The organism is uncultured Planktosalinus sp. (genome assembly GCF_963973675.1).
Taxonomy (GTDB): Bacteria; Bacteroidota; Bacteroidia; order Flavobacteriales; family Flavobacteriaceae; genus Planktosalinus.
Genome location: NZ_CAXBAN010000030.1, coordinates 1 through 11,907, shown reverse-complemented (window position 1 = coordinate 11,907; position 11,907 = coordinate 1). Strand labels below are relative to the sequence as shown.

Here is an 11,907-nt window from a genome sequence, read left to right as displayed (position 1 = left end):
GCTAACCTTAATTTTTTTAAGTTCTATATTCATTAATTAGGTTGCTTTAATTTTATTAGAAGTCTTGCATACATTCTTTTTCCATTAATATATGCTCTGTCAATTTTTCCATTCCATTTCGGATTTACAATTTCAGGTAACAAACCTGTTCTGACATCATAATCTGAACCAATAATTTCAAACTGTTTGGGATTGTATTTGTCAAGAAAAGTAATCGGAACACCCATTATTCCTTTATAATCAAGAGGAATGTTTGCTACTTTTGAAACTTCAATTGCATTATAGTTATCATAAGTTGGATATAATTCAGGACTATATTTTTTATATAAAATTTGTTCTTCGTGTCTTTTGGAAATATCCAAATTTGTGTACCAAGTAACATTTCTGAATTTTACTAAATCTGTTTCTTCGTCATAAACTCCTTTAGCAAATTCTTTGACGTGTGTAGTTTTGAAATATGCATTACCACCTTTAAATCCATAACCTAACCAGATTTTATTTTCTTTTATAAGGTTGAATATTTCTTTATAAGTAATTGCATTAAAGCTACCAACTATTACAAAACTTTTGTCGTGTTCAATTAATTGAGAAACATATTCACGGAATAGAGAAAATGGTGGATTGGTTACTACAATGTCAGCCTTTTTAAGTAAGTCAATACTTTCTTTGCTTCTAAAATCTCCATCTCCATTCAAATGTTCTATTCCAATTTCTTCAGGGTCTGGAACATTATTTGCGTTTTTGTCGCCATTATATTCTAAATAAATAGCTTTTTCAGATTTATTTTGACTGAATAAATCGGCATTTTGATTTTTATAACAAGTAGTGATTAATTTTTTAAGACCTAATTGCTCAAAGTTGTATGAAAAATAATGAAAAAAATGGCTTACTCTTGGGTCATCACAATTACAATAAACTACTTTGTTTTTAAAGTGGTCTTTATAATTCTTTAATTCTCTTTCAATATCTGCAAGTTGGGTATAGAATTCATCTTTCTTTGAAGATTTTGCAGTTTGTAAATTCTTATTTAATGCTGTTTTAGCCATTCAGTTCAGTTTCTTTTTATTCCGTAAATTTACAAAATTCAATCTCGTTTTTGGTCAGCGTTTTCGTTTACTTCAAATGGGTTACAACTTACCTATATCAACAACAATCCCCTTAATCATTGCTGATATTTTCCATATCCCCACTACAGGCAGCGCTAAATTAATTAAAAGTGAAAGTTAAGAATAAAATCTTAATTGAACTGTAAAGAGTTTAATACACCAAGCTTTTCAAATGTACTTTTTAATAATTTAAAAGGTTTATGCACCCGGTTTAACTTTATATTGCTTGTAGATATATGGTATTTTTTTCCGTAGTTTCTTCGATGTTTCTTCGTAGTTTACCCGTAAATACAGTACTTTTTACGGTAAAACATCGAAGAAATTACGTTTAATTTACGGTAAAAGGTAAAAGTAAGTAGCAAGTAAACCCAAAGGAATACAGACTACGATTACGAGATTGAATTATTGGTTTCTAAGTCTATGATAATAAAAAGCAGGAAGCAACAGCAATACACCATTCAATGGATATCAGTATTTACTTGTTTAACTTATTTTTACAAATTCACAGGAGTTTTCCATTACAATTTGAGTAGCTATTTGAGCTATTGAAACACCAAATGTGGCCTGAAAGTTAACAGCTTAAATTCACTTTTAAGCTGTTGTCATTAGAGAACTAAACATCTTTTAATCTGTACAAATACATTCCCACGACATTTTCAAGTCCGTAATAGAGGGCTTCTGAAATCAGGGCGTGGCCAATTGAAACTTCCATTAAGCCGGGAATGTTTTGTTTGAAAAAAGCGATGTTATCTAAAGACAAATCGTGACCGGCATTGACGCCAATGCCCAGTGAGTTTGCCAGATGAGCACAGTCTGCATAGGGTTTCACTGCCTCTTTATTACCCAGTTCATACTGCTTTGCATATTCTTCTGTGTACAGCTCGATGCGATCAGTACCGGTTGCTTTGGCACCTTCAATCATTTTTAAAACCGGGTCTACAAATATGGAGGTACGGATGCCATTTTGCTTAAGTTCAGTAATAATCTCTTTTAAATAGTCTTTGTGTTTTAAGGTATCCCAACCCGCGTTTGATGTCAACACATTGTCATCATCGGGCACCAGGGTGACCTGTGTGGGTTTTAGTTCCATCACCATATCCAGGAAAGGCTTAAAGGGGTTGCCTTCAATATTGTATTCAGTATACACCACTGGTTTTAACTCATAAGCATCCTGACGGCGAATGTGACGTTCATCGGGGCGGGGATGGATGGTGATGCCCTGGGCACCAAACTCCTGAATTTTTTGAGCTGCTTCCAGCAGATTGGGTACATTACCCCCGCGTGCATTCCGCAAGGTTGCAATTTTGTTAATATTTACACTAAGCTTAGTCATAAATCGTACTTTTGGGTTGCAAAAATACAAAGATGGATGACCACTGTCTGTACAATTTTAATTAATTTGCAAAAAATAATTTTACTTTGGATACAAAGCTTTACATCATTCGCGACATCGACCCTTTTGACATCAACACTTCTTTGGGGGCTGTTAAAGAGGTGTTTAACCAGTTGACCTACTCGCATATACCTGTCATGAAAGAACAGGTTTTTGTGGGATGTGTTTCTGAGACGGATGCCCATTGTTTTGATTCCGAAAAAACACTGGCTGACTACTCTTATGCCCTGGAGCCTTTTTTTGTGAGGGAACATACCAACTGGCTTGATATTATTGAGGCTTTTGCCAATAATTCCAGTAACATCATGCCGGTTCTTGATGTTCACAATACGTATCTGGGTTATTTTGAACTGGCCGACATTATGAGTCTTTTTAACAACACCCCTTTTCTCAATGAAAACGGTGGTATAATTGAGGTTCAAAAAGGGTCTCGTGACTATTCATTCAGCGAAATCTGTCAGATTATCGAGTCGAACAATGCGAAGCTTTTAGGGATTTTTGTTTCGAAGATTGATGGGGAAAAAACACAAACCACAATCAAAATTGGGCATACCGGAATGAATGCGATTGTGCAAACTTTCAGGCGTTATGGATATGAAATTATTTCCAGTCACGATGAAGATAAATGGTCTGATAATTTAAAAGAACGGTCGGAGTATTTAGATAAGTACCTTAATATTTAGTGGTCAGTGGTCAGTGGTCAGTGGTCAGTAACAAAATCAAAAAATATTTAATAAAACAAATCTAGTAGCAAGGATGCCATTAAAAGTTGGAATATATGGACAATTTTATCACGAAAACTCTTCTGTTTACATACAGATGTTGTTTGATGTTTTGAGGAGAAAAGAAGTTGCTGTTTTTATTGAAGAAAACTTTTACACCTTAATCTCTGAAAACGATGAGCTGGATTTAAAAGCTTCCAGGTTTCCAACCTTTACAGTATTGGATCATTCCTTTGATTTATTTTTCAGCATAGGCGGTGATGGTACTATTTTGAAATCAATTACATACATCAAGGATTTGAACATCCCCTTTGCCGGTATCAACACCGGAAGGCTTGGTTTTTTGGCCAGTATTCAAAAAGAAGAACTCACCAATTCGGTAGAGCGCATTCTTGAAGGCGATTACAAAATTTCTGAACGCAGCTTACTGAGTCTGGATATTTCGCCAGGTGGCCATGAGAATCAACTGCTCAATTTTGCATTAAATGAGATTACGGTAATTCGGAAAAACACGACTTCGATGATTAAGGTTGAGACGTATCTTAACCATGAATATTTAACTTCCTACTGGTCTGACGGCTTGATTGTTTCAACCCCAACGGGTTCTACGGGTTATTCTTTAAGCTGTGGGGGGCCTGTACTTGAGCCCAGTTCTTCCAGTTTGATTTTAACACCCATTGCACCCCATAATTTGAATGCCAGGCCCATTGTTATTCCTGACACTACCGAAATTACGTTGAAAGTTTCCGGTCGTGAAGAAAACTATTTGGTTTCACTGGATTCTAGAATAGCCAGTTTTGATAATGACACGGTAATTACCGTTAAAAAATCGCCCTTTACTTTAAAAATGATTCAGCTTCAGGAGGACAGTTTTATCAAAACGCTAAGAAAAAAGTTATTATGGGGTGAAGACAAGCGCAATTAGACAATAAAACCACACAAAGTTTGTTAATCAAAAGAGAGTATTGGACTCTGCTTATTGCAGGCCAAACTTTATTGTTATATTTGCAAACTTTTTAGGTTTTATGAAGCATTTTGCGACCGTATTATTGATATTTATTGCAGTTCAAACATCCCAGTCACAAACGTATGAAATTGGCGGATTACTGGGGGGTTCCAATTATATTGGAGATGTGGGCCCCACTACATATATCAACCCCAATAACCTGGCTGTGGGCGGTATGTTTCGCTGGAACCGAACGCCACGTCACTCCTTTCGTTTTACTGCGATGATTGCCGGCTTACAATCAGACGATGCCGATTCTAAAGAAATCCGGAGGCAACAACGCGGTTATTCCTTTACAAATAGTGTAAAAGAACTTTCACTGGGTATTGAATTTACCTTTTGGGAGTTTAACACTCACAGTGCCAAGCCACAGAATTCACCATATTTATACACAGGAATTACTTATTTTAATCATGAAAGCTTATTTTTGGAGCGAAATAATGAATTAAAAAAATATGGCAATGCCTGGTCATTTGCCATACCAATGGTGGTTGGATACAAACTAACTCTTGGAAGGAGCATGGTGCTGGGTGCTGAAATTGGTGCTCGTTACACGTTTACTGACAATCTGGATGGCAGTAACCCAACAGGAGAAAAAGAGGGTGATCTCAATCTGAAGTTTGGCAATATTAACAGCAACGACTGGTATGTTTTTACCGGCATTAACTTAACCGTGATGTTTGGAAGAAAACCCTGTTATTGCACTTTTTAACGTATGAGTTTAATAGACAAGATAGATAAGAACAAGCTCCCCGGCCACTTGGCGGTCATTATGGATGGCAATGGGCGGTGGGCTCAACTCAAAGGGTTGTTTCGCACTGCGGGCCATGAAAAAGGTGCGAATGCTGTCAAAGAAGTAGTTGAAGGTTGTGGAAAGCTAGGTGTTAAATACCTGACCCTGTATGCTTTTTCGACTGAAAACTGGAACCGTCCAAAAATGGAAGTCAAAACCTTAATGAATTTACTGGTTTCTTCTTTAAAAAAAGAGATTAAAACCCTGGAGGAAAATGACATCAGGCTCAATGCCATTGGCCATATTGATTCCTTACCCACTAAAGCCCGCAAAGAGCTTAAGGAGGTTATGGAAAGAACCAAAAGCAATGAAAAGATGATCTTGACCCTGGCCCTGAGTTATGGTTCCAGAGAAGAAATTACACATATGGTAAAGGCTGTTTGCCATAAAGTTAAAAATAATATAATTTCCCCGGAAACTATTGACGAATCGGTTATAAATGAGCATCTTTACACGCAAAATTTGCCTGATGTTGATTTGCTTATCAGAACCAGCGGAGAGCAGCGCATCAGTAATTTTTTGTTATGGCAAATAGCCTATGCCGAGCTTTTTTTTACAGAGGTACTGTGGCCTGATTTTAACAAAGAACACCTTTTTGAAGCAATTTTAAATTATCAAAACAGAGAACGAAGATTTGGAAAAACAAGTGATCAACTTAACTAATTTGATTTCATCACCTATGAGATTAAAATACTATTTAAATTTATTTATATTTATATTAATCCCTCTGTTTGTTTTTTCACAACAAAACCAGTTAGACAGCGGCAAGAAGTATATCATTGGCGAGCTTAATGTTACAGGAGCTCAGAGCTTTAATGAACTCACAGTCATTACATTTTCGGGTTTAAAAAAAGGTGAAGAAGTCTATATTCCGGGTGAACGAATCAGTAATGTGATTAAAAAACTATGGGATGAAAACCTCTTTAGTGATGTCAATATATATGTAACCAACATAGAAGACAACATTGTTGACCTTGAAATAAACATTATTGAACTTCCCACACTTAATGAAACCACCATCGATGGTATCAGAAAGGGTAAAGCCAAAGAGCTTCTCAAAGAGCTCAATTTGACTAAAGGTAAAAAAATCACTAAAAACCTGCTCACAACAACCAAAAACTTTATTAAAAACAAATACAAAGACGACGGTTTTTTCTTTGCTGATGTTATGATGCTCACCAAGCCGGTGGTTGATTCCACCGGTGAAGAAATTGGTCAGGATTTGAAAATCAATATAGACCGCGGTAAAAAAGTAAAAGTAAAAAAGATTCACATTTCCGGTAATGATGAACTTACAGACAGCAAGGTGCGAAGGTCTATGAAAAACACCAAGCAAAAAAACCCGCTGCGTTTATTTAAACGTTCAAAATACATCAAATCAAGCTATGAGGAGGATAAGGTTTCCCTCATTAGCAATTACAAAGAAAACGGCTATCGTGATGCCCGAATCGTTTCAGACTCACTGGCAGTTTTAGACGAGAAAAACATTGAGCTTTACCTTGAGATTGAGGAGGGCAGAAAGCACTATTTTGGAGACATTCGATTTATAGGAAACAGCATTTATACCGATCAGGAATTAAAAAACTTTTTAGGAATTCAAAAAGGAGACACTTACAATGGTGTTTTACTTCAGGAGCGAATTGCCGACGATACTGACCCTGATGCAGACGACATTACCAATGCATATCAAAACAACGGGTATTTATTTTCAAGAATCAACCCTGTTGAAGTCAACATTCAGAACGACACCATTGATTTTGAAATCAGGATTCATGAGGGGCAACTCGCCTATTTCAACAATGTTACTGTGATTGGAAACGACAAAACCAATGACCACGTGATTTACCGTGAATTGCGTGTAAGACCCGGACAAAAGTACAGTAAGCGCAATGTTGTGAGAACGATCAGGGAATTGGGGCAGCTTGGATTTTTTGACCCTGAAACTATTTCCCCGAATTTTAAAAATGTTGATCCCAATTCGGGCACGCTTGATATGGAGTTTAGTGTGGAAGAAAGCGGAGCCAGCCAGATAGAACTTCAGGGCGGATATGGAGGTGGTGGTTTTGTAGGGACACTGGGTCTCTCTTTTAATAACTTCTCCCTCAGAAATATTTTTAATGGTGATGCTTACAAGCCCTTACCAATGGGTGATGGTCAGAAGCTTTCTTTGAGAGCTCAGGCGAGCAGTTTTTACCAGACCTACAGTTTGTCACTTGTTGAACCATGGTTGGGAGGAAAGAAACCGGTTCAGTTTAGTCTTTCCTTTTCACACACCATACAGTATTTTTATGATTTCAGAGAGCGTGAAGCAGATCGTGACCGCCGTTTTCTCATCACAGGAGGCTCAATTGGATTGGCTAAAAGGTTGCGTTGGCCTGATGACCACTTTGTACTGTCACACGCCATTAGTTTTCAGCATTACAATTTAAAGAATTACAATACCGGGCTCTTTACCTTTGGAAACGGTTTCTCAAACAACCTGGCTTATACCATTGGAATCAGCAGGAACAATACCTTCACCAATCCGGTTTTTCCATTGGGAGGATCAGAATTTAATGTTACTGCAAAATTAACACCCCCATATTCTTTGTTTAATAATACAAATTATAGTACTTTAGATTCCGATCCTGAGTTTCAGAATCCAGATGGTTCACCCAATCAAGGTTTAATCGATCAAAAAAGATTCAACTGGCTTGAGTATTACAAAATCAAATTTAAAGGAAGCTGGTACACCAATATTATTGATAAACTGGTTTTGAGGCCGCAGGTTGAATTTGGATTTTTGGGAGCCTATAATTTAGACAGAGGAGTTCCTCCGTTTGAACGGTTTTTTATGGGAGGAGACGGGCTTGGAGCTTTCAGTCTTGACGGAAGGGAAATTATTTCGTTGAGAGGCTATCCAAACCAGTCTTTATCTGATCAAGACGGGAATACTATTTTTAATAAATTTTCGTTAGAATTGCGATATCCCATCACTCTGAAACAAATGGCATCTATTTATGCACTTACGTTTATTGAAGGTGGTGCAACCTATGACGGGTTTAAAAGTTACAATCCGTTTCAGTTAAAACGTTCAGCCGGAGCAGGAATTCGTATATTTATGCCGGCTTTTGGATTATTAGGAATTGATTTTGGTTATGGTTTTGACCCAATTCCGGGAACTTTCCAAGCCAACGGGTGGGAAACACATTTTATTATAGGGCAGCAATTTTAATTTTTGGCACGATATTTTCTAAAACAACCAATATTATGAAATACAAATTAATTTTTCTCAGCTTCACCTTGCTTTTTACATCGCTACTGGTAGAGGCACAATCCCAAAGAGGAGTGAGAATCGGTTACATCGACATGGAATACATCCTTGAAAATGTACCGGAATATCAAGAAGCTACAATACAGCTCGAAGGCAGGGTTCAAAAGTGGAAAAAAGACATTGAGACCATGCAACGGGAAATTGATCAAATGAAACTTAATTTGAGTAATGAACGTGTTTTATTGACCAATGAATTGATAGAAGAAAGAGAAGAAGATATTCAAATTAAAGAAGATGAACTTTTTCAATACCAGCAAGACCGTTTTGGACCCAATGGTGATTTGGTGATTCAGAAGAGACAATTAGTACAACCCATTCAGGATCAGGTGTTCACTGCCGTACAGGAAATTGCAGGCAACCGACAGTATGATTTTATATTTGACAAATCGGCTGATGTAGTGATGTTGTATGCTGCTGAGCGTAATGACATTAGCGATCAGGTGGTTAGAATCATCAACAGGGCTGCAAAAAGAACACAAGCCGAAAGCCGTGCTGATAAAAGAGAAATTGAAAGCAGGGATGCTATGTCTGATGAACAAGACAAAGCATTAACTGAGCGTGAACAAGCTATAGAAGATAGAAAGTCTGAAAGAGAAGCCCTACTGGAAGAAAGAAGACGTGTGAGAGACTCCATCAGAGCAGCAAGGCAAGCTGAATTTGAAGCCAGACGTCAACGCATTCTGGATGAAAGAAATCAGGGTGATGGTGATTCAAACGAAAGTGGTGATAAAAACACTTCTGAACCAGAAACAGAGGTGGATGGTAAAAGTAACACCACTGCAAGCAATAATGCTCCCAGCAGAGAAGAAATTCAAGCTGAAAGAAAAAGGGTTCAGGATTCTGTTCGGGCAGCCAGAGTTGCAGAACAGGAAGCAAGAAGGCAACAAATTCTTGAAGAACGAGAACGCAGGAGAGATTCTATTTTAAATGCTAGAAATAACAACAACAATATGCCCCCTCAACAATCTGAAGAAGATGATGACAATGACGGAGGCAGCTTTTAATTCAAATAAACAATTTAACAAACACTTAATTACATCACAATGAAAAACATGAAATCAATCTTAGTAGCCCTTGTATTAATGATTAGTGCTACAAGCTTTGTAAATGCACAAAAAATGGCACATATCGATACCCAAGCGCTGATAGAAGCCATGCCTGAAACACTTTCAGCACAAAATGAGCTCGAACGCATAAAGAAGACCTATGAAGCCGAATTAGTTTCTATGGGTAAGGAGCTTGAAGCCAAATTAGCGAGATATGAGGCTGAGGCTGAAACCAAAACCGAAGAGGAAAACAGAAAGCGTTTAGAAGAAGTACAATCGGCTCAGCAAAAAATTGGTGAATACCGTCAAACCGCAAGTATGGATTTACAGAAAAAAGAAGGCGATTTATTCAGCCCACTTTTTGACAAAGCCAAAAAAGCGATTGAAAAAGTAGCTGCTGAGAAGGGCATTCAATATGTTATGGATGCAACACCCGGAAGTGGATTAATCGTTGCAGAAGGAGAAGACTTACTTCCTGCTGTTAAAAGAGAGTTAGGCATTTAATACCACTCTACTTAAAAATAAATAAAAAAACTGCCCTCAATTGACGGGCAGTTTTTATTTTTATACAATGAATAACAATCCTATAGGTATTTTTGATTCAGGTGTTGGAGGCACTTCCATTTGGAAGGAAATTCACAGCCTCTTACCCAACGAAAGCACGATATATCTGGCTGACAGTAAAAACGCCCCTTACGGACATAAAACTCAGGATGAGATCATTTCGTTGAGTTTAAAAAACACCGAAAAGCTTCTCTCGATGGGTTCTAAACTAATTGTTGTGGCCTGTAATACAGCTACGACCAATGCAATTGAAATCTTAAGGAAAAAATACCCCATTCCTTTTATCGGGATAGAGCCAGCCATTAAGCCTGCAGCTCTAAAAACCAAGTCAAAGGTCGTAGGAATTCTTGCCACCAAAGGAACACTTCAAAGTTCCTTATTCAGTAAAACTTCAGAGTTATTTGCTCACAATATTCAAATCATTGAAGTTGTTGGGGAAGGTTTAGTTCCTCTTATAGAAGAAAATAAAATTGAAACAAGAGAAATGGATTTGTTACTTGAGAAGTATTTAAGCCTGATGATTGCTGCTCAAATAGATTATTTAGTTTTAGGATGCAGCCACTATCCCTATTTGATTCCACAAATTAAAAAAATATTACCTCCTCACGTCACTATTATAGATTCCGGCGAGGCTGTTGCCAAACAAACAAAATCACTATTAGAAAAAAATGAGTTAGCAGGCCCTGCAAAAAACAATCCAACACTTAAGTTTTATACCAATAAAACCACCCCTACTTTAATTCATCTTTTAAAAGATTACAGCCAAAGGATATCGATTTCTTATATGGACTTTTAAATCTGTTTAATTTATTGCCGGGCAATTACAGTCATAAGCTGATCCACGATCAAGGAAGTTAAACCCAAGTGTAATTTGGTGGAATCCTCCATTAGAGAATTTCACTTCACCAATTTGTTGTGAGTAGGTATAAGCAAACATAAATTTATTGAAATTAATGCCTACAACGGGAGAAACATACTGTAGCTTTTGACTTGAGATGCTAGCTCCATTTTGAAATTCGGCTCCATCAAAGCTTCTTCGGTAGGAAAGGCCTCCCCAAAGACGTCCGAACTCCATTTTTCTATATGCCTTGAAGTTTATGTCAAATGCCGATTCGTTTGTTCTTTCAAAAAACTGAAGTAAGAAGGAAGGTTCAAAAGTCCAGTCTGAATAATAAGCCCCTCCAAAAGTGTATGAACCTGCAAATAAATACCTTCGTTGATTATTGGATTCAAACTCTTCTGTATATAAATTTCTATTTTGAAAAATCAAATTCTTTACCGTAAAATGCATGGATACATCCATCAAGTTATAAGACATCCCTAAATCCATATTAAAGTAGGATGAACTTTGTATAATACCAGCAATTACCGGGTCAAAATCATTCAAATCAAAATTAGTTTCATCCAGTCTTGATTGTACTATACCTGCGGTCAATCCAAAAGAAAGTTGATTTAAGTCTACATCACTTCTTGAAAAATTCAAATGATGCGCATACGTAAGGTATGCTCCAACTTGTGAATGATATCCATTTTTATCATTGAAAGCTATTGCTCCCATTCCTGATTTTTCTCCCAGTCTCACATTTGCAGCCAATGTTTGTAAATTGGGTGCGTTGTTCTGATCAAACCATTGCTGCCGGGCTGTAAGTCTAAGTTGTCCGCTATTAGCCGCTCCAGCCATGGATGGATGTAAGATATACAGATTATCTGCAAAATAATCGGAATAAATTGGTATTCCATCTTGTGCATTGGAAAATTGAAAAATCAATGATATAAGAAAAATGTAGGTGCTTTGTTTTAAGTTCATTTGGTAATAAATAATTTATTTTATCTCTTCAAGGTAAAGTGCCCTGTAAATTCTTTGTTTGTATCGTCTTCGATGTATTCGACCCTGAACCAGTAATCGCTTGATGGCAGGTCGCGGCCATTGTAGGTGCCGTCCCAGCCCGCTCCCGTAGGACTCA

11 protein-coding genes are annotated in these 11,907 nt (G+C 37.2%); 8 read left to right on the top strand and 3 right to left on the bottom strand.

The window, feature by feature from the left end; genetic code table 11:
- Positions 1 to 32 precede the first annotated feature (32 nt).
- Positions 33 to 1,046 carry an adenine-specific methyltransferase EcoRI family protein gene (locus tag AACY61_RS02260; RefSeq protein ID WP_339609785.1) on the bottom strand — a complete coding sequence of 338 codons (1,014 nt, stop codon included), beginning with the start codon at positions 1,044 to 1,046 and terminating at the stop codon, positions 33 to 35.
- A 673-nt stretch (positions 1,047 to 1,719) separates the two neighbouring features.
- Positions 1,720 to 2,439, bottom strand: a complete 720-nt coding sequence (locus AACY61_RS02255) for a pyridoxine 5'-phosphate synthase (protein ID WP_339609783.1) — start codon at positions 2,437 to 2,439, stop codon at positions 1,720 to 1,722.
- Positions 2,440 to 2,525: 86 nt separating this feature from the next.
- Between AACY61_RS02255 and AACY61_RS02250 the strand changes: the two genes are divergently transcribed.
- The 8 genes from AACY61_RS02250 (at position 2,526) to murI (ending at position 10,739) form a co-directional block, all read left to right on the top strand.
- Positions 2,526 to 3,182, top strand: coding sequence for a CBS domain-containing protein (locus AACY61_RS02250; protein ID WP_339609781.1), 657 nt, complete (start codon positions 2,526 to 2,528; stop codon positions 3,180 to 3,182).
- A gap of 73 nt (positions 3,183 to 3,255) precedes the next feature.
- Positions 3,256 to 4,146: an NAD kinase gene (locus AACY61_RS02245; protein ID WP_339609779.1), complete on the top strand. Its 891-nt coding sequence runs from the start codon at positions 3,256 to 3,258 to the stop codon at positions 4,144 to 4,146.
- A 100-nt stretch (positions 4,147 to 4,246) separates the two neighbouring features.
- Positions 4,247 to 4,939 (top strand): DUF6089 family protein, encoded by a 693-nt coding sequence (locus AACY61_RS02240; RefSeq protein WP_339609777.1) that lies wholly within the window; start codon positions 4,247 to 4,249, stop codon positions 4,937 to 4,939.
- Positions 4,940 to 4,942: 3 nt separating this feature from the next.
- Entirely contained in the window at positions 4,943 to 5,683 is a 741-nt protein-coding gene (locus AACY61_RS02235; protein WP_339609775.1) for an isoprenyl transferase, read from the top strand.
- A gap of 16 nt (positions 5,684 to 5,699) precedes the next feature.
- Positions 5,700 to 8,234, top strand: coding sequence for an outer membrane protein assembly factor BamA (gene bamA, locus AACY61_RS02230; RefSeq protein WP_339609787.1), 2,535 nt, complete (start codon positions 5,700 to 5,702; stop codon positions 8,232 to 8,234).
- 35 nt (positions 8,235 to 8,269) lie between these two features.
- Positions 8,270 to 9,337 (top strand): OmpH family outer membrane protein, encoded by a 1,068-nt coding sequence (locus tag AACY61_RS02225; protein WP_339609773.1) that lies wholly within the window; start codon positions 8,270 to 8,272, stop codon positions 9,335 to 9,337.
- Between the two features lie 48 nt (positions 9,338 to 9,385).
- The gene (locus AACY61_RS02220) at positions 9,386 to 9,883 is read left to right on the top strand and encodes an OmpH family outer membrane protein (RefSeq protein WP_339609771.1); all 498 of its coding nucleotides are present in this window, start codon (positions 9,386 to 9,388) and stop codon (positions 9,881 to 9,883) included.
- A gap of 67 nt (positions 9,884 to 9,950) precedes the next feature.
- Positions 9,951 to 10,739, top strand: a complete 789-nt coding sequence (gene murI / locus AACY61_RS02215; RefSeq protein WP_339609769.1) for a glutamate racemase — start codon at positions 9,951 to 9,953, stop codon at positions 10,737 to 10,739.
- Positions 10,740 to 10,745: 6 nt separating this feature from the next.
- Here murI and AACY61_RS02210 read toward each other — a convergent pair whose 3' ends face one another.
- On the bottom strand, positions 10,746 to 11,750 hold the full coding sequence (locus AACY61_RS02210; protein WP_339609767.1) for a type IX secretion system membrane protein PorP/SprF: 1,005 nt from the start codon (positions 11,748 to 11,750) through the stop codon (positions 10,746 to 10,748).
- Positions 11,751 to 11,907: the final 157 nt, after the last annotated feature.

What these genes read in the sequence shown, in the direction of transcription:
- AACY61_RS02260 (WP_339609785.1), bottom strand. Translation starts at nt 1,046, where the DNA reads ATGGCTAAAACAGCATTAAATAAGAATTTACAAACTGCAAAATCTTCA.
- AACY61_RS02255 (WP_339609783.1), bottom strand. Translation starts at nt 2,439, where the DNA reads ATGACTAAGCTTAGTGTAAATATTAACAAAATTGCAACCTTGCGGAAT.
- AACY61_RS02245 (WP_339609779.1), top strand. Translation starts at nt 3,256, where the DNA reads ATGCCATTAAAAGTTGGAATATATGGACAATTTTATCACGAAAACTCT.
- AACY61_RS02240 (WP_339609777.1), top strand. Translation starts at nt 4,247, where the DNA reads ATGAAGCATTTTGCGACCGTATTATTGATATTTATTGCAGTTCAAACA.
- AACY61_RS02235 (WP_339609775.1), top strand. Translation starts at nt 4,943, where the DNA reads ATGAGTTTAATAGACAAGATAGATAAGAACAAGCTCCCCGGCCACTTG.
- bamA (WP_339609787.1), top strand. Translation starts at nt 5,700, where the DNA reads ATGAGATTAAAATACTATTTAAATTTATTTATATTTATATTAATCCCT.
- AACY61_RS02225 (WP_339609773.1), top strand. Translation starts at nt 8,270, where the DNA reads ATGAAATACAAATTAATTTTTCTCAGCTTCACCTTGCTTTTTACATCG.
- AACY61_RS02220 (WP_339609771.1), top strand. Translation starts at nt 9,386, where the DNA reads ATGAAATCAATCTTAGTAGCCCTTGTATTAATGATTAGTGCTACAAGC.
- murI (WP_339609769.1), top strand. Translation starts at nt 9,951, where the DNA reads ATGAATAACAATCCTATAGGTATTTTTGATTCAGGTGTTGGAGGCACT.
- AACY61_RS02210 (WP_339609767.1), bottom strand. Translation starts at nt 11,750, where the DNA reads ATGAACTTAAAACAAAGCACCTACATTTTTCTTATATCATTGATTTTT.